The organism is Actinopolymorpha rutila, assembly GCF_013407855.1.
GTDB lineage: Bacteria > Actinomycetota > Actinomycetes > Propionibacteriales > Actinopolymorphaceae > Actinopolymorpha > Actinopolymorpha rutila.
The window spans coordinates 3,316,730-3,334,065 of sequence record NZ_JACBZH010000001.1; the positions used below are offsets into that span (position 1 = coordinate 3,316,730).

Sequence of the window (17,336 nt, forward strand, 5' to 3'; positions counted from 1 at the left end):
CTGCCTCACGCCCGGTTGGAAATTGCGGCTCGTGACGTCACGAGGCGTCAGTGACCTCACCGCGGCGACTAGCCGACGCTGACGGCCGAAGCGCCTCGACCGCCCTGTCAACGTCGTCCACGGTGGAGTAAAGGTGGAACGATACGCGGACCTGACCGTTCCGCAAGCCGGCTCGGATCCCGGCGGCGGCCAGCCGTTCCTCGGCGCCGGGCAGGTCGACCGACACGATCGCCGAGTCACCCGCGGGCAGGCCGAGCCCCTCCCGGAACCGGTTCGCCAGCGCCACGTCGTGGGTGTGTACGCGGTCGACGCCGAGGTCGAGCAGCAGGTCCAGGGCGGGTGCGGCGCCGACGTAGCTGAACCACGCGGGCGAGATGTCGAGCCTCCGCGCGTCCCGCGCCAGCCGCAGCGGCGGCCCGTAGAAGGACGCCCCCACATCCTCCCCCGCGAACCATCCGGCCTGGATCGGGCGCAGCCGCTCGCGGACCGCCGGCGCGAAGTAGCCGAACGCGGCACCTCGCGGCGCCATCAGCCACTTGTACGCCGAGGCCACCACCACGTCGGCACGGGTCCACGCGCGGGGCAGCCACCCTGCCGCCTGACTGGCGTCGACGACCACCAACGCGCCGGCGTCGCGGCCCACCTCGACCAGCCGGTCGAAGTCGGCCACCTGACCGGTCGCCGACTGGACCGCGCTGAAAGCGACCACCGTGGTCCGCCGGTCGACGGACTGGACGAGCTCCTCGACCGGCACCGTCACCACCTCCACGCCCCGGTCGGCGTGCACCATCCAGGGGAAGAGGTTGGAGGTGAACTCCACGTCCGGCACGACCACCCGCGACCCCGCCGGGAGGGCCGCGGCGACCGGGGCGATCAGGCCGGACGTCGTACTCCCGATCGCGACGTCGGCGACCGGGGCGCCCACCAGCCGGGCGAACCCCTCCCGGGCCCGCCGGGTGGCGTCGTACCAGCACTCGGAGCCGTTGGTGCCGCGCCGCCACACCTCCAGCGCCTCCTGCAGGGCGTCCCAGGCCGGCCGGGGCGGGAGACCGAAACTGGCGGTGTTCAGCCAGCCGGGTTCGGCGTCGAACAGGTCCTGGGCGGCGGCGATGTCCATGGCCCCATCCTGCCGGGGACGGCCCGCCGGACCGCCGCCACCGGGGCCCGGCGGACCCGCGGGATCGGCCGCGATCCAGCGCCACGCCTGTGGACGAAGCGGTGCGCCCACCCCGCCCGGTTTACACTCGCCCCGCCGCGACAGGTGCTCCCAGCCCCGTCGGCGGCGTACAGGCGGTACGGCAACGGAGCCGTGCCGCGTGAGCCAGCGGAAGGCGACGAGCGAGCGTGAAGATCGGTGTCCCCAAGGAAGTCAAGACCCACGAGTACCGCGTCGCACTGACGCCGGCGGGTGCTCACGAGCTGGTTCGGCACGGTCACCATGTGGTGGTCGAACGCGGCGCGGGTGAGGGGTCGTCGATCCCGGACCAGGAGTTCGAGCGGGCCGGCGCCAAGATCATCGACGGCGCCGACGACGTGTGGGCCGAGAGCGATCTGGTGCTCAAGGTGAAGGAGCCGATCGCTTCGGAGTACGCCCGGCTGCGCAAGGGCCAGGTTCTGTTCACCTACCTCCACCTCGCGGCCTCCCGGCAGCTCACCACCGCGCTGCTGGAGTCCGGCACGACCGCCATCGCGTACGAGACGGTGCAGTTGCCCGACGGCTCGCTCCCGCTGCTGGCGCCGATGAGCGAGGTGGCCGGCCGGCTGGCGCCGCAGGTGGGTGCGTACCACCTGATGAGCCAGGGCGGTGGGCGCGGCATCCTGATGGGCGGGGTCTCCGGCGTGTACGCCGCGAAGGTCGTGGTGATCGGCGCCGGCGTGTCCGGGCTGAACGCCGCCGCCATCGCGCTCGGCATGCAGGCCGAGGTCCTGCTGCTGGACAAGAACATCGAACGCCTCCGCCAGGCCGACCGCGTCTACCGCGGCCACCTGCAGACCGTGGCGTCCAACGCCTACGAGGTGGAGCGGGCCATTCTGGACGCCGACCTGGTCATCGGCGCCGTCCTCGTCCCCGGCGCGAAGGCGCCGACGCTGGTCAGCACCGAACAGGTGTCCCGGATGAAGCCGGGCAGCGTGCTGGTGGACATCTCCATCGACCAGGGCGGCTGCTTCGAGGACTCCCGGCCCACCACGCACGACGAGCCCACCTACCGCGTGCACGACTCGGTGTTCTACTGCGTGGCGAACATGCCCGGTGCGGTGCCGCACACCTCGACGTACGCACTGACCAACGTCACGCTGCCCTACGTCCTCGAGCTCGCCGACCGGGGATGGCAGGAGGCCAGCCGGGCCGACCTCGCCCTCGGCCTCGGCCTGAACACCCACGAGGGGCACCTGGTCAACGCCGCGGTCGCGGAGGCGCACGGCCTGCCGCACACCGACTTCGCCGCGGTGGTGGCCTGAGGTGACCGCCACGGGGGTGGAGCGGGCGGTCACCGGCTACCTCAACCACCTCAGCGTCGAACGCGGGCTGGCGGCCAACACGCTGGCGTCCTACCGCCGGGACCTGCGCCGGTACGCGGAGTTCCTGGCCGCGAGGGGGCTCGACCGGCCCGACCGGATCGGGCCCGCCGACGTCAGCGCGTTCCTCGTCCGGTTGCGGGAGGGCGACCCCGACCATCCGCCGCTCGGCCCGAGCTCGGCAGCGCGCACCGTGGTCGCCGTACGGGGGTTCCACAAGTTCGCGCACCGGGAGGGGCTGACCGGGGACGACCCGGCCCGGGAGGTGCGCCCGCCGGTGCCGCCGCGCCGGCTGCCGAAGGCGCTGCCGGTCGCCGACGTCGAACGCATTCTGGAGGCGTCCGGCGCCGGCGACACCCCGCTGGCACTGCGCGACCGGGCGCTGCTCGAACTCCTCTACGGCACCGGCGCGCGTATCTCCGAGGCGGTCGGCCTGGACGTCGACGACCTCGACCTGGAGTCCGGTGCGGTGCTGCTGCGCGGCAAGGGCGGGAAGGAACGGATCGTGCCGGTCGGTTCGTACGCCGGCAGGGCCGTCACCGCCTACCAGGTGCGGGCCAGACCCGCGCTCGCCGGCGGCGGCAAGGGCACCCCCGCGCTGTTCCTCAACGCCCGCGGCGGCCGGCTCTCCCGGCAGAGTGCGTGGACCGTCCTGCGGCACGCCGCCGAACGCGCGAACGTGCCCGCGGAGGTGTCGCCACACACGCTCCGGCACTCCTTCGCGACCCATCTGCTCGACGGCGGCGCGGACGTCCGGGTGGTGCAGGAACTCCTCGGGCACGCGTCGGTGACGACCACGCAGGTCTATACGCTCGTCACCGTCGACAAGCTGCGCGAGGTGTATGCCGCGACACACCCCCGGGCACGGGCGTGAAACCCAGGGTTGGCACTACGGTCGTATGCAGTACGGCGCATGTGCCGCCGGGATCGCTCGAGGACCGGCGGTGGCTCGGTGCCCCTGGCCTCCCCGCCGGGTCCACCGGCAGGTGAGACTAGAGTTCCCAAACCGCAGAGTCGCTGCCCGAGAAGGTGGGCCCGACGTGGCAGGAGGTTACGCGAGCCGTGAACGACTCGACGAACGGTGCCGGAACCGAGTCTGCCCAGCTGTCGCCTGAGTCCGGCTACGCAGCGACAAGCTCCATGCCCACCGACCTTGTCTCCGACACGCCCCCGGTGGCGACCAGCCCCACGATCGGCCCCTCCACGCCCGCGGACCCGTCGGTGGTGCCGCCGCCGTCGGTGCCGTCCGCGCCGTCTGTGCCGGTCGACCCCACCGGGCCCGCTGAGCCCGTCGTACCCTCTGTACCCACCGAGCCCGTCGTCGACCCCGCGGAGCCGGCCGAGATCGAAGAGCCCGACCTCACGCCGGTCGCGCCCGCGCCCGCAGTCAACGGCGGGGGCAATGCTTCCTCACCCAAGCCGCGCCCCCAGTTCCCCGACCCGCCGCCGCTGGAGAGCCACGGGCCGGCCCGCATCCTCGCGATCGTCAACCAGAAGGGTGGCGTCGGCAAGACGACCACCGCGATCAACCTCGGTGCATCGCTGGCCGAGCTCGGCCGCCGGGTGCTGCTGGTCGACTTCGACCCGCAGGCTTCGCTGACGATCGGGCTCGGCATCGACCCGCTCTCGCTGGAAGCCACGACGTACGACATGGTCATCGACCGCGACGTGACCGCGGAGGACATCCGGGTCAAGACCGCGATCGACGGCATGGACCTGCTGCCGTCGGACATCTCGCTGTCCGGTGCGGAGATCCAGCTCGTCACCGAGGTCGCCCGGGAGACCACGCTGGCCCGCCAGTTGGAGGCGCTGCGTCCGGAGTACGACCTGATCCTGATCGACTGCCAGCCCTCGCTGGGTCTGCTCACCGTCAACGCGCTCACCGCCGCCGACGGCGTGATCATCCCGCTGGAGTGCGAGTACTTCGCCCTGCGCGGCCTCGGCTTCCTGGTCGACAAGACGATCAAGACCGTGCAGGAACGCATCAACCCGCGGCTGAAGATCGAGGGCATCCTGGCCACGATGTTCGACATGCGGACGCTGCACGCCCGGGAGATCCTGGAGGAGGTCGTCGGCCGGTTCGGCGAGACGGTGTTCCACACCGTGATCTCGCGTACGGTCCGCTTCCCCGAGACCAACAAGCTGGGCGAGCCGATCACCACGTACGCACCGAACAGCGTCGCCGCCGAGGCCTACCGCCAGCTTGCCCGCGAGCTGGTCGGCCGGCTCGGCTGATCCGGCTGCCTCGGCTGACCACCACAGCACAGACCTACGTGACCGACCACGTGAGCGTGCCCGGAGACGAACCGGCGCCCGGAGACCCAGGTGAGGCCGAGGGGGAGCCGGCGGCGATCGGCCGGCGGAACACGTTCACCGTTCGGCTGGACAACTTCGAGGGCCCGTTCGACCTGCTGCTCGGGCTGATCTCCAAGCACAAGCTGGACGTCACCGAGGTCGCGCTGTCGGTGGTGACCGACGAGTTCATCGCCTACATCCGGGCGAAGGGCCCGGAGTGGGACCTCGACCAGACCACGGAGTTCCTGCTCGTCGCGTCCACCCTGCTCGACCTCAAGGCCGCCCGGCTGCTGCCGCAGGGAGAGGTCGAGGACGAGGAGGACCTCGCGCTGCTGGAGGCCCGGGACCTGTTGTTCGCCCGGCTGCTGCAGTACCGCGCGTACAAGCAGGTGGGCGGGCTGCTGGCGGAGCGCATGACGCGGGAGGCGCGCCGGTTCCCACGCGCCGTGGGCCTGGAGGACCGCTTCGCCAGGCTGCTGCCCGAGGTGCTGATCGGCCTGGGTGTCGACGACTTCGCCCGGCTCGCCGCCCGGGCGATGCGCCCGCGCCCGGAGCCGGTGGTGTCGCTGACGCACATCCACGCGCCCCGGGTCAGCGTTCGGGAGCAGGGCACCATCCTGGTCGAACGCCTGCGGCGGATACGCTCGACGACGTTCCGGGCGCTGGTGGCCGACTCGCCGAACGTCGTCACGACGATCGCGCGGTTCCTCGCCCTGCTGGAACTCTTCCGCGAGGGCGCGGTGACCTTCGAGCAGGCCGAGGCCCTGGCCGAGCTGACGGTGCGCTGGGCGGGCAGTGACGAGGGCTCGGTCACGGTCAGCGACGAGTTCGACGAGCAGGACGGCGGCGACGGCGAGGACGGCGGCGACGAGCAGGAGCCAGGCGGAGAGCAGGAGCCGGACGGCGAGCAGGAGCCGGACGAGCAGCCCGAGCCGGAATCGACAGGAGACAGCACATGAGCGGTGCCGACGACGCGCCCGAGATCGAGCGCCCGGCGCCGTCCACCGACGAGCAGGCCGAGCCCACCGACGAGCAGGCCGAGCCCACCGAGGCCGCGCAGCCGACCGAGCCGACGGAGCAGGCCGAGCCGACGGAGATCAGTGAGGACGGTACGACGTCCGAGGCGGTCGAGCCGGCCCCGTCCGCCGAGGAAGCCGAACAGACTGAGGACTCGGCCGAGGAGACCCTCGACGTCGTCGTACCCGGTGACCTGCACGGGCCGATCGAGGCGATCCTGCTGATCGTCGACGAGCCGATTTCACCGGTCACGCTGGCGCAGGTTCTCGGGCGGCCCCGGCCCGACATCGACGAGGCGCTGCGCACGCTGTCGGCGGAGTACACCGAGCAGGAACGCGGGTTCGACCTGCGCGAGGTCGCGGGTGGCTGGCGGCTCTACACCCGGGAGGAGTACGCCGACGTCGTTCAGCGGTTCGTGCTCGACGGGCAGCAGGCCAAGCTCACCCAGGCCGCGCTGGAGACGCTGGCGGTCGTGGCGTACAAGCAGCCGGTGAGCCGAGCGCGCGTGTCGGCGATCCGCGGCGTCAACTGCGACGGCGTGATGCGCACGCTGGTGACGCGCGGGCTGGTGGAGGAGGCCGGCGCGGAGGGGGAGAGCAACGCGACGCTGTACCGCACCACGTCGTACTTCCTCGAACGCCTCGGCGTCCGGTCGCTGGAGGAGTTGCCGGACCTCGCGCCGTACCTCCCGGACATCGACGAGATGGAAGCCGAGCAGGTGAGCATGCCCGCGGAGGTGGCGCCGGCGGTTCCCGCGCAGATGCCGTTGGGTGACGCGGAGGACGAGGCCGAACCGGCCGTCGAGCCCGGGCAGGTGGAGGAAGAGCCGCCGTCGGAGCCCGAGGACGAGCCGGCGGAGGACGAGCCGGCGGAGGACGAGCCGGCGGAGGCCGAGTCCTCCGAGACCGACCAGACTGACGTGAGTACGGAGCGGAGGACGGACGCCGATGGGTGAGTCCGAGGGCGTTCGGCTGCAGAAGGTGCTCGCCCAGGCCGGGGTCGGCAGCCGGCGCGCCGCCGAGGAGCTCATCGTCGACGGCCGGGTCGAGGTCAACGGCCAGGTGGTGACGACGCTCGGCACCCGGGTCGACCCGACCCGCGACTCGGTACGCGTGGACGGCCGGCGGATCGCGGTGGACGAGACCAAGGTCTACCTCGTCCTGAACAAGCCGCGCGGCGTGGTCAGCACGATGAGCGACCCGCAGGGCCGCCGGTGCCTCGGCGACCTCGTCCGCGACCGGCCGGAACGCCTTTTCCACGTCGGCCGGCTGGACACCGACACCGAGGGACTGATCCTGCTGGTCAACGACGGGGAGTTCGCCCACCGGCTGGCCCACCCGTCGTACGGCGTGCAGAAGACCTACGTCGCCGAGGTTCCCGGTCCGGTCCCCCCGCGGGTCGGCCGGGCGCTGCGGGAGGGCGTCGAGCTCGAGGACGGCCCGGCGCGGGCGGACGCGTTCCGCGTCGTGCAGCAGTCGGGCGCCAAGGCCATGGTCGAGATCGTCCTGCACGAGGGGCGCAAGCACATCGTCCGGCGGATGCTCGCCGAGGTCGGCCACCCGGTCCGCCGGCTCGCGCGTACGTCACTGGGCCCGGTGAAGCTCGGCGACCTGGCCCCCGGACAGGTCCGGCCGCTCAGCCAGCAGGAGCTCGGCACTCTCCTGGACACCGTCGAACTCTGACCCCGGCAGGCCCGCCCACCCGGGACGCTCTACCGCGGCGCGGCCTCCAGCACGTCGACGGTGCCGTGCCCGCCGTCCACCCGGATCCGGTCGCCGCTCCGCAGCCGGACCGTGGCGTTGCCGGTGCCGACCACTGCCGGGATGCCGAGTTCGCGGGCGACGATCGCGGCGTGCGACAGGGGAGCGCCGATGTCGGTGACCACCGCGGCCGCCCGCGGGAACAGCGGCGTCCAGCCGACGTTGGTGACGGAGGTGACGAGAATCTCGCCCGGCCGCAGCTGCGCGCCGTCCTCCGGGCCGGCGATGACGTGGGCGATGCCCTCCACGACCCCGGCCGCCCCGGCGAACCCGGTCACCGTCTCGGCCACCGGAGCGTGCTCGGTGGTCGCGTCGCACAGGTCGAGGCGGCGGTTCGGGCCGGCGGCCCAGCGCACCGGGTCGAACGCGCCGCGGACCAGCGTGGGATACACCGGCAGCGCGCGGTAGCGGTCGTACGCCGCCCGGCGCTCCGGCACCGCCGCCAGCGGAGCGTCGTCGCCATCGAGGACCCGGACGATCTCCCGGATGTCGCAGAAGAAGAGGTCGTCGCCGCGGCCGGTCAGCTCACCGGCCCGCAGGACGAAGATCCGCATCGCCCAGAACGCCCGGATCACCTCCGACCGGGCGGCCTCGCGTGCGCGGGCGGCGTGCGCCGCGCGGTCGACGCGGCGCCGCAGGGCGGTGACCTCACGCGGCCGGAGCCGGGCGCGTACCCGTTCCCAGGCCGCCTCGCGCGCTCGTTGCTGCCGGGCGAGCAGGTCGGTCGCGTCCTCCCGGGCGCCGTCCATGGCGGCTAGCTCCCGATCGACCCAGTCGGGGTCCTCGGCCGGGCGTGGCACCGACACCTCGAACTCGTGCGGCCCGCGGTGGCCCCACTGCCGGAGGTAGGTGTCCCGGTCCAGCTGCCCATGGCGTATCTGAGCCAGGCCGACCAGCGGGCCGAGGCTGGCGAGCTCGCCACCGGCGGCGTGCAGCCCGGTGAGCAGGGCGTTCGCGTCGCTCTCGCCGGCCACCTTGCGGACGCGGGTACCGATCGTCGCCAGCGCGTTGCCGTCCATCCGGGCGCCCGCGGCCAGCATCCGGCTGGTGTCGCGAAGGTACGGCTCACCCTCGGCGTCCCACACCTTCGCCAGCGCCGCCGTGGTGTTCGCTGCGCGGATCGCGGCGGTGACGCGTTCGAAGCGGGCGGGCGCGTCGGCGACCAGGGCCGGAAAGTTCTTCTGGTACGTCCGCAGGCGGCGGTAGAACGGCACGACCTCGCCGAGCACGCTCCCGACCAGCCGCCACCGTGACAGCGGCAGCGTCGGGATCGTGACGCCGTCCGGGATCCGGCCGAAGATCTCCGGGATGCTCGAGTAGAACAGCTTGGACAGGCCGAACGCCTGGGCGGAGGCCGCGGCGACACTGAGGTTGAGGTAGAACCTGCCGCCGATGTTGCCGGACAGCCGGTGCTCCCCGACGGCCGACAGCGCCATCGTCTCCGCCATGAAGATGCGGATCAGCGACCAGGTGCAGGGCGTCATCACGTCCGGGATCGCCTCGCCGAGGTTGCCCGACGTCCACAGGTAGTCACCGCGCAGGCTGTCGTTCCACTCCTCGTCCGCGGTGGCCGGCCCAGTAGGAAGCGCGGTGACCGGCCGGGCCTGGACGAGGAAGAACCGTCCGTCGTGCCGGGCCCACTCGACGTCCATCGGGCAGCCGTACAGCTCCTCGATCGCGACGCCGAGCCGGGCCAGCTCGCCGGCCTGCCGGTCGTCCAGCACCGGGGCGTTCCGGAGGTTCGGCGGCACGGGTTCCTCGTGCGTGCCCAGCTCGGTCCGTACGGTCCGTACGGTCCGTACGGACTTCTCGCCGGTCGCCCGGCGCGCCACGGCGAAGGTCTCCCGGTCGACGAGCAGGGAGTCGGGGGTGACCTGGCCGCCGACGAGTGCCTCGCCCAGCCCCCAGGTGGCGTCGACGTGGACGTACGCACGGTCACCGGTCGTCGGGTCGACGGTGAACATCACGCCGGCGGAGTCGGCCGGGACGAGTTCCTGCACCACGACGGCGAGTGCGACGGAGTCGGCGGGGATGCCGTGCCGGATCCGGTAGGCGATCGCGCGGGCGGTCCACAACGAGGCCCAGCACCGGCGTACCGCGTCGAGCACGAAGTCGCGACCGCGGATGTTCAGGTAGGTGTCCTGCTGCCCGGCGAACGACATCCCCGGCAGGTCCTCCGCGGTGGCCGACGAACGCACCGCGACCGGGAGGTTGCCGTCGTCGAGACCCGCGTACGTCCGTTCGATCGGCTCGGCGACCTCGGCCGGTACGACGCCTTCGGCGAACAGCCGGCCGATCTTCTGCGCCGCCTCCTCACACCGCTCGGGCTGGTCGGCACGCAGGCCGGCAACGGCGGCGAGGATCTGGTCCTGTCGTCCGTCCCGCCCCACGAACGCGAGGTACGCCGCCGTCGTCACCTGGAAGCCGGTCGGCACCGGCAGGCCGGCGCGGGCGAGGCGGGCCAGCGAGGCGCCCTTGCCGCCGACCTCGGCGATGCCGGCGGTGGGGTGGTCGAGAGGTACGACGTACGGGAGAGCGGTCTCGGGGGGTGCGGAGTTGAGGTTGGCCTGGTCGGTGGGATCAGCCTGGTCGGTGGGATCGGCGTTCACCGGAACAGTGCTCCCTTCGTGGAGCATCCAGCGTGCGCGGCGCACGAAGTCATTGACCAGATGAACTCATCTGGTCATCGTGGAAGCTACTCCCGGCCGATCCTGCGGTCAACGACGAAACAGGGGTCGTGACGAACGCCACTTCCCCCGCTCCGGAACGACGAAGCGCCCGCCGCCGTACCGGCCGATGAGCCGGGTCGGGCGACGGGCGCGTTCATCGCGAAGGCCGGGCGCCGGAGAGGTCCCCCGCCCCGCCGTGACGGAGGTCAGCCGCGGACGCCGCCTCCGGCGGGCGCCACCTCGCGCGAACCGGCGCCGCCATCGTGGCCGTCACCGGCGTCAGCGGCGTCCCTGGCGTCCCTGGCGTCACCGCCGTCTGCGTGGTCGTCGACCATCGTGGCCTCGTCGAACGGCACCCGGCCCGCGAACACCTCCCGCGCCCGCTCCCGGTCGTACTCACCTGTCCAGGTGCCCACCAGCACCGTCGCGACGGCGTTCCCGGCGAAGTTCGTCAGCGCCCGGGCCTCGGACATGAAGCGGTCGATGCCCACGATCAGGCCCACGCCGTCGAGCAGGTCGGGCCGGTGGCTCTGCAGGCCGCCGGCCAGCGTCGCGAGTCCCGCTCCGGTGACTCCGGCCGCCCCCTTGGAGGCCACCACCATGAAGACCAGCAGGGAGATCTGCTCGCCGATCGAAAGCGGCTTGCCGAGGGCGTCCGCGACGAACAGCGAGGCCATCGTGAGGTAGATCGCGGTCCCGTCGAGGTTGAAGGAGTAACCCGTCGGCACGGTGATGCCGACCACGGACCGGCTCACCCCCAGGTGCTCCATCTTGGCGATGAGGCGCGGCAGGGCCGACTCCGACGACGACGTGGACACGATCAGCAGGAACTCCCGGGCCAGGTAGCGCAGCAGGGAGAAGATCGACGTCCTCGCGACCAGGCGCAGCAGCAGGCCGAGGACGACGACGACGAAGATGAGGCAGGTGACGTAGAACCCGAGCATGATCTGGGCGAGGCTGATCAGCGCGTCCACACCTGTCGCGCCGACCACCGCGGCGATCGCGCCGAACGCGCCGATCGGCGCCAGCCACATGATCATGGACAGGATCCGGAAGACCAGGCGCTGGATCACCGCGATCGCGCCCAGAACGGACTGGCCGGGCCGGCCGAGCCCCTGCACCGCGAAACCGACGAGCAGGGCGACCAGCAGCGTCTGCAGCACCTGCTCGCCGGTCAGGGCCGACAGGAGCGTGGTGGGGATGATGCCCAGCAGGAAGTCCGTGGTGGACTTCGCCTCCGCGGACACCTGGTCGTGTCCGGCCGAGCGCAGCGCCTCGGTCAGGTGCAGACCGGAACCGGGGTGGATCAGGTTGCCGATCACCAGGCCGATCGCCAGGGCCACCGTCGACATGACGAGGAAGTAGCCGAGGGCGAGGCCACCGACCCGTCCCACCTTCGCGGCCTGGCGTACCGAACCGACGCCGAGCACGATCGTGCAGAAGATGATCGGGCTGATCATCATCCTGATCAGGGCCACGAAACCGTCGCCGATCGGCTTCAGCGACGTGCCGAAGTCGGGGAACAGCAGCCCGACCGCGGCGCCGAGCACCACCGCCACGATCACCGCCGGATACAGGAAGTGGATCCGGTCGCGGCTCTTCCCGCCGGAGTTGCCGTCGGAGTTGCTGTTTCGGGCCTTGGCCGACCGCTCGGTCTCGCCGTTGCCGGCGGTGACGTCCGTGCTGCCGTTGCCGCCTGTCCCGTCGTTGCGGCGCGGCGCGTCCGGCCGGTCCGCGGACGGCGTCTGACCTGTCATGGGCTCTCCTGAACTTCCGGCGGAGGAGGACGACCATCCTGGTTGCCGAGGGCGGGCGCCGGCACGGACAGTCTCCTGGTGAACACGCCGACGGTTCGGCGCGCGGCGAAATCTACCGGCCGGGCGGCTGTCCGCACCCCCGGCTGCCGATCATGGGCCGAATTTCTCCGGCACCGAAGGTGGACGACGAGCCGCTGTCCGGGTACGACTGACGTGCGACCGGACGGCCGACCGAACGTGCGGTCACCCGGACGCTGAGTGAGAAACGCGCGGGCCGCGGCACGCCGGGAGGCGGTGTGCGTGCGCTTCCCCGCGCGGCATGCGTACGCTGCTGCGGCGGTGGAAATGAAGATCTGCAACGAATCCGTCGGCTGAGGACTGGTGAACGTGAGTGCGGTGAGGGCCGGTACAACCCTCGGGCGTTACCGCCTCGAGGAGCTGCTGAGTCGCGGCGGCATGGGCGAGGTGTGGCGGGCACACGACTCCACCCTGGGCCGGCCGGTCGCGGTCAAACTGCTTCATGCGGGCGTCACCGAGGCCGGTGACCGGGAGCGCTTCGTGCGCGAGGCGCGGGCCGCCGCCCAGCTCAGTCACCGCAACGTCGTCGCGGTCTTCGACGTCGGTGAGTGGTCGGGCCGCCCGTTCCTGGTGATGGAGCTGCTGGACGGACGCACTCTCGCCGCCATCCTGGCCGAACGCGGCCCGCTGCCCCCCGACGACGTACGCGACCTCGGCGCCCAGGCGGCCGCCGGGCTGCACGCGGCGCACCAGGCCGGGGTGGTCCACCGCGACGTGAAGCCGAGCAATCTCGTCCGCACCCAGGACGGCTCACTGAAGGTCGTCGACTTCGGCATCGCCCGGGTGCTCGACGAGGCCTCCACCCGGCTGACCCGCACCGGGACCATCGTCGGCACCGCCTCCTACCTCGCCCCCGAGCAGGTACGCGGCCGGTCCGCCGACGCCCGCAGCGACCTGTACGCCCTGGGCTGCGTGCTCTACCAGCTGCTGACCGGCCGGACGCCGTTCGTCGGTGGTTCGACGGAGGTGGTGTACGGCCACCTGCACAACGCGCCCACGACCCCGTCCCGGCTCCGCCCGGGCGTTCCCGAGGACCTGGACGAACTGGTGCTCGGCCTGCTGGCCAAGGAGCCCGCCGACCGTCCGGCCGACGCGGCCGCGGTCCGGGCCGCGCTGCTGGCCACGCCCTCGAACTCGACCGGGTCGCCCCGATGGGCCGAGCCGGACCCCGCGGAGGCGGCGACCGCGCTGACGCCGGCGATGGCCGCGGCCGCCGGGCCGCTGTGGGCCTCGGCCGCGCAGTCCGGCGTCGAAGCACCCATCGGACCGCCCGGCGTATCCGACCACGCCACCCGGACGTTCGCCGTCCCCGACCTGGGGCACGACGCCGCCGCCGATGGGCTGGACGCCGGCCCGCGGGACACCGGCGGTGGAGGAGACGCCAGGTCGGTACGCCCCGCCGCGCGGCCTCGTCCCCGGTCGGGCGACCTCGCGGTCCTGGTGGTCGCCGCCGCGCTCGCCGTGGCGTTGCTCGGCGCGTCGTTGTGGGTCTGGAAGAACACCGCGCACTCCGGTGACGCCCCGGTCGCGAGCGGCCGGAAACCCGCGCCGTCGGCCACCGCACATCGCAGCCCGAAGCCGAGCCCGCAGCAGACGAAGAAGGCCACGTCCGCGCCACGCTCCAGCGCCCGGGTGTCCGACTCCGGCAACTCCGGGGACGCCAACACTCCCGCCGTCGGCTCGCCGGCCTGGCTGAACCGCCTCGACGCGGCGCTGGCGTTCCTGTCCTCGACCGGGCGGATCGAGCCCAAGGTCGCGGACCGGCTGGGCGAGTCGGTGGACAAGGCCCGGGAGGCGTACGCCGACGGTGACGCCGAGAAGGCCCGCGAGCGAATGCAGAAACTGCGCCAGGACTTCGCGGAGGCCTACCGCAAGAATGACCTCCCGGCGGGCGGGACGCTGGGCAGCATCCTCGGTTCCGGCCTGCAGGGTGAACAGGTACCGTCCGACGGGAACGCGAACCAGAACGCCGACGGCCGGGGCAACAACGGGAACGGCAAGGGTCACGGCAACAACCACTGAGGTGCCGCGGCCGGCCCGCGGCGAGAGGGGACCCAGATGAGCGTCGTCCGATGGCAGGCACAGACCCGGGACCAGCTGACCGCGTTGCTGCCCGAGGCGGTGGTCGTACTCCCCATCGGCGCGACCGAGCAACACGGCCCGCACCTGGCGACCGGCACCGACGCGCTGCTGGCCGAGACCGCGGCCACCCGGGCGGTCGAGTTGGCCGCCGCGTCCGCGTCGCGCACCCTCGTCCTCGCCCCGACCCTGCCGATCGGTGCCTCCGACCACCACCTGCCGTTCGGGGGCACGCTGTCCCTGCGGCCGGAGACGCTGCTCGCCCTGCTCCTGGACGTGGCCCGCTCGGTCGCCGACTGTGGCGGCCGCCGGCTGGTCATCGTCAACGGCCACGGCGGAAATCGCGGCATCTGCTCGGCCGCGGCCGCCGCCGCGTCCGTCCGGTCGCCGATCACCGTGGGCTACCTCGACTACTGGGACGGTGCCGCGGGCGCCGATCTCGGCGGTACGCCGCTGCCCGGGCACGCCGGTGGGTTCGAGACCTCCCTGGTGCTGGCCGTCGACCCCGAGCTGGTCGACGAACGTGCGCCCCGTACGCACGTACCCACCATCCCGGCAGTGCCCGGGGTGGAGATCCAGCGGCAGGCGTCCTGGCACGAGCAGGACGGCTACACCGACGACCCGGCCAAGGCCGACGCCGCCCAGGGCCGGGAGTGGCTGGACCACCTGGTCCGCAGGCTGGCCGGCCAGCTGGTCGACCTGGCCGCCTCGATCTAGTTCGCATCCCAGACCCAGACCCAGACCCAGACCCGCACCTGCGCCGCGACGGTTGACCTTGTCGCGGCGTCAACCTGTGCAATGGGTGCATGCGAATCGGGGAACTCGCCACCCTCGTCGGGGTGTCCACACGTACCGTCCGGCACTACCACCACCAGGGGCTGCTGCCCGAGCCCGAACGCCTGGCCAACGGCTACCGGGAGTACCGCCTGCGGGACGCCGTCGTCCTCGCCCGCGTACGCCGGCTGACCGAGCTCGGGCTGTCCCTGGACGAGATCCGCGACGTGCTCGCCGACGAGCGGGGCCGGGACCTGCGCGAGGTGCTGGCCGAACTCGACGCCGACCTGGCCAGGCAACAGGAGGCGATCGGCGCCCGCAGGGCCCGGCTCGCCGTGCTGCTGGCCCAGGGCGAGCTGGATCCGGACTCCACCGTTTCCCCCGAGCTGGCGGCCGTCCTGCGGGACCTCCCCACCGAGGGGTCGGCGTTCGGGCAGTTCGACCGTGACCTGCTCACGGTCTTCGACGCGGGTGCGGACCCGGCCGACCGGGCGTGGTTCGCCGAGCTGTTCCGGGGCCTTCCGGAGGAGACCGGCGGCGGTGGAGCGCGCGACATCTACCGCAAGCTGGACGAGCTGGCAGGTGCCGAGCCGGTGGACCCGCGCGTCGGCGCGCTCGCCGACGAGCTGGCCGCCTACCTGCCGGCGGAGATTGCCTCGGCGATGGTCGGGAGCGTCGAGGATCCCGAGACCGGTCGGTGGCTCGCGACGATGACCCGGGAGTTGTCCGCGGCCCAGACCGAGGTCTTCCGGGCGCTGGTGACCAGGCTTCGGGAGCGCGGACCATGCTGAGCGCCGTCCGGTCGGCGATCCCGGTGCCGGTACGCCGGCTGATGGGCTTCGACCTGCGGGGCATGGTCAGCATCGCGCTGTGGATCGCGCGCCGCCGCCACGGCGTACCCACTGGTGCCGTCGCGGTCTCCTACGCCCGCGCGCAGACGCCGGTGACGGCGCTGTTCCTGTTCTTCATGGTGGTCGAGTTGTTCGCGCTGGAGGTCGTGTTGCGGGCGCTGCACGCGCCGGTGGTCCTGCGTACGGTGATCCTGCTGGTCGACGCCTACACCGTCGTGGCCGTGCTGGCGATGCTCGCCGCGGCGATCACCCGGCCGCACGTGGTCACCCCGGAGGAGGTACGCGTTCGGTACGGCGCGTTCTTCGACCTGCGGGTGCCGCGGGACCGGATCGCCGATGTACGCCGGGTCGGCAACCACAACGAACGCGGCATGGTCACGGTGGTCGACGACCGTCTCGCGGTGGCGGTCTCCTCCCAGACCAACCTCGTCCTCGACCTGACCGAACCCGTCACCGTCGTCCGACCGCTCGGCCGGCAGGCGCGGGTACGCACGGTCCGCTTCTTCGCCGACGACCCGGCGGCCGCGCACGCCGCCCTGCGCCCGGCCACCGAACCGGCTCAGGGCCGTCAGTGCCGTCAGGGCCGCCGGTAGACGCGCACGTAGTCGACGTCGAAGCTGTTCGGGAACACCGTGCCGGCGTCGGGCGGGCCACCGCGGTCGGCGTTCATCCACACGCCGCTGTTCATGACGACGTACATCGGCTTGTCCGGCACGAAGTCACCCTCGAACGCCGCGGTGACCCGCCCGTCCACGTAGAACGTCGCGCGCCGCGGCTCCCAGCGCAGGGCGTACGTGTGCCAGCCGGTCGTCGGTGCGGCGTCGTAGGTCCAGTGGCCGTCCCACCGCACGTTCGGCCAGGCACCCGAGGCGATGCCCTGGAACATCCCGTCGATGCCGCCGAACCACTCGGCCACGTCGAACTCCGGCGGCCAGGTGCGGTCCTGGGGAACCAGCCAGAACGCCGGCCACAGCCCGCGACCGGCGGGGTAGCGCGCGCAGATCTCCCAGTAGCCGTACGCCTGGGCGAACTTGTCGTGGGAGGAGACGAAGCCCTCGGAGTAGGCGTACGTGCCGGGCGGGTCGTCGCCGACCACGGGCTCGTCGTCGGTGATCAGGTGCAGCCGGCCCTGGCCGAGCACGATGTTGGCGTCCAGCGCGTAGCTGCCGTAGGAGCTGTTGTGGTAGTGCCCGCCGGCCCGGCCGGGGAAGTCCATCACGGTGTTCCACTTCGCCCGATCGAGGGTCGGCGCGCCGAACTCGTCGTGCCACGCCAGCGGCCACCGCGGTGCGGCGGGGTGCTCGCGGGTGCACGTACGCGCCGCATCCGTGCTCGTCGTCTTCGTGGTCGTCGTGCTCGCGGTCGTGCTCGCGGTGGTCGCTCCGGCGGCGGTGCCGGTGCCCGCCAGGATCGGCGCGAGGACGAGACATCCGGCCGCCGCGAGGAGGGCGGCGGGCCTGGCCGGTCGGTTGCGCATCGACACCTCCGGTGTCCGTCGTACGGAAGCCGTCGTGATCTCGGTGTCGCCGAGTGAAGTCG

At 72.5% G+C, this 17,336-nt stretch carries 14 protein-coding genes; 10 read left to right on the plus strand and 4 right to left on the minus strand.

The features are described from left to right. Positions 1-37 precede the first annotated feature (37 nt). Positions 38-1,117, minus strand: coding sequence for an aminotransferase class V-fold PLP-dependent enzyme (locus tag F4554_RS14730; protein ID WP_179787898.1), 1,080 nt, complete (start codon positions 1,115-1,117; stop codon positions 38-40). A gap of 227 nt (positions 1,118-1,344) precedes the next feature. Here F4554_RS14730 and ald point away from each other — a divergent pair, with 227 nt between their 5' ends. The 6 genes from ald (at position 1,345) to F4554_RS14760 (ending at position 7,511) form a co-directional block, all read left to right on the plus strand. Then, positions 1,345-2,460 (plus strand): alanine dehydrogenase, encoded by a 1,116-nt coding sequence (ald, locus tag F4554_RS14735; protein WP_179787899.1) that lies wholly within the window; start codon positions 1,345-1,347, stop codon positions 2,458-2,460. 1 nt (position 2,461) lies between these two features. Continuing rightward, complete coding sequence (xerD, locus tag F4554_RS14740) at positions 2,462-3,391, plus strand: site-specific tyrosine recombinase XerD (protein WP_179787900.1); 930 nt, start codon at positions 2,462-2,464, stop codon at positions 3,389-3,391. Between the two features lie 266 nt (positions 3,392-3,657). After that, positions 3,658-4,752, plus strand: a complete 1,095-nt coding sequence (locus tag F4554_RS14745; protein ID WP_272956058.1) for a ParA family protein — start codon at positions 3,658-3,660, stop codon at positions 4,750-4,752. Positions 4,753-4,790: 38 nt separating this feature from the next. Beyond that, on the plus strand, positions 4,791-5,771 hold the full coding sequence (locus F4554_RS14750; protein WP_420360724.1) for a segregation and condensation protein A: 981 nt from the start codon (positions 4,791-4,793) through the stop codon (positions 5,769-5,771). Next, positions 5,768-6,784, plus strand: a complete 1,017-nt coding sequence (gene scpB, locus F4554_RS14755; RefSeq protein ID WP_179787901.1) for an SMC-Scp complex subunit ScpB — start codon at positions 5,768-5,770, stop codon at positions 6,782-6,784. Before F4554_RS14750 ends, scpB begins: the two co-directional genes overlap by 4 nt. After that, the gene (locus F4554_RS14760) at positions 6,777-7,511 is read left to right on the plus strand and encodes a pseudouridine synthase (RefSeq protein ID WP_179787902.1); all 735 of its coding nucleotides are present in this window, start codon (positions 6,777-6,779) and stop codon (positions 7,509-7,511) included. The genes scpB and F4554_RS14760 overlap by 8 nt, the downstream gene beginning before the upstream one ends. Before the next feature lie 29 nt (positions 7,512-7,540). Here F4554_RS14760 and F4554_RS14765 read toward each other — a convergent pair whose 3' ends face one another. Together F4554_RS14765 and F4554_RS14770 are read right to left on the minus strand one after the other, a co-directional pair. Next, positions 7,541-10,198 (minus strand): PEP/pyruvate-binding domain-containing protein, encoded by a 2,658-nt coding sequence (locus F4554_RS14765; protein WP_337796050.1) that lies wholly within the window; start codon positions 10,196-10,198, stop codon positions 7,541-7,543. 266 nt (positions 10,199-10,464) lie between these two features. Next, on the minus strand, positions 10,465-12,015 hold the full coding sequence (locus tag F4554_RS14770) for a cation:dicarboxylate symporter family transporter (RefSeq protein WP_179787903.1): 1,551 nt from the start codon (positions 12,013-12,015) through the stop codon (positions 10,465-10,467). Positions 12,016-12,402: 387 nt separating this feature from the next. Between F4554_RS14770 and F4554_RS14775 the strand changes: the two genes are divergently transcribed. From F4554_RS14775 to F4554_RS14790, 4 genes are all read left to right on the plus strand, one after another. Next, the gene (locus tag F4554_RS14775) at positions 12,403-14,115 is read left to right on the plus strand and encodes a protein kinase domain-containing protein (RefSeq protein ID WP_179787904.1); all 1,713 of its coding nucleotides are present in this window, start codon (positions 12,403-12,405) and stop codon (positions 14,113-14,115) included. A gap of 36 nt (positions 14,116-14,151) precedes the next feature. After that, positions 14,152-14,889: a creatininase family protein gene (locus F4554_RS14780; protein WP_179787905.1), complete on the plus strand. Its 738-nt coding sequence runs from the start codon at positions 14,152-14,154 to the stop codon at positions 14,887-14,889. Positions 14,890-14,978: 89 nt separating this feature from the next. Then, positions 14,979-15,737, plus strand: a complete 759-nt coding sequence (locus F4554_RS14785) for a MerR family transcriptional regulator (protein WP_179787906.1) — start codon at positions 14,979-14,981, stop codon at positions 15,735-15,737. Continuing rightward, positions 15,731-16,390: a hypothetical protein gene (locus F4554_RS14790; RefSeq protein ID WP_179787907.1), complete on the plus strand. Its 660-nt coding sequence runs from the start codon at positions 15,731-15,733 to the stop codon at positions 16,388-16,390. Before F4554_RS14785 ends, F4554_RS14790 begins: the two co-directional genes overlap by 7 nt. Here F4554_RS14790 and F4554_RS14795 read toward each other — a convergent pair. Then, positions 16,375-17,274, minus strand: a complete 900-nt coding sequence (locus F4554_RS14795) for a glycoside hydrolase family 16 protein (RefSeq protein WP_179787908.1) — start codon at positions 17,272-17,274, stop codon at positions 16,375-16,377. The genes F4554_RS14790 and F4554_RS14795 overlap by 16 nt on opposite strands. Positions 17,275-17,336 lie beyond the last annotated feature (62 nt).

Excerpts from the sequence above, each read along its gene's own strand:
- F4554_RS14730 (WP_179787898.1), bottom strand. The coding sequence starts at position 1,117 with ATGGACATCGCCGCCGCCCAGGACCTGTTCGACGCCGAACCCGGCTGG.
- F4554_RS14745 (WP_272956058.1), top strand. The coding sequence starts at position 3,658 with ATGCCCACCGACCTTGTCTCCGACACGCCCCCGGTGGCGACCAGCCCC.
- scpB (WP_179787901.1), top strand. The coding sequence starts at position 5,768 with ATGAGCGGTGCCGACGACGCGCCCGAGATCGAGCGCCCGGCGCCGTCC.
- F4554_RS14760 (WP_179787902.1), top strand. The coding sequence starts at position 6,777 with ATGGGTGAGTCCGAGGGCGTTCGGCTGCAGAAGGTGCTCGCCCAGGCC.
- F4554_RS14770 (WP_179787903.1), bottom strand. The coding sequence starts at position 12,015 with ATGACAGGTCAGACGCCGTCCGCGGACCGGCCGGACGCGCCGCGCCGC.
- F4554_RS14780 (WP_179787905.1), top strand. The coding sequence starts at position 14,152 with ATGAGCGTCGTCCGATGGCAGGCACAGACCCGGGACCAGCTGACCGCG.
- F4554_RS14785 (WP_179787906.1), top strand. The coding sequence starts at position 14,979 with ATGCGAATCGGGGAACTCGCCACCCTCGTCGGGGTGTCCACACGTACC.
- F4554_RS14790 (WP_179787907.1), top strand. The coding sequence starts at position 15,731 with ATGCTGAGCGCCGTCCGGTCGGCGATCCCGGTGCCGGTACGCCGGCTG.
- F4554_RS14795 (WP_179787908.1), bottom strand. The coding sequence starts at position 17,274 with ATGCGCAACCGACCGGCCAGGCCCGCCGCCCTCCTCGCGGCGGCCGGA.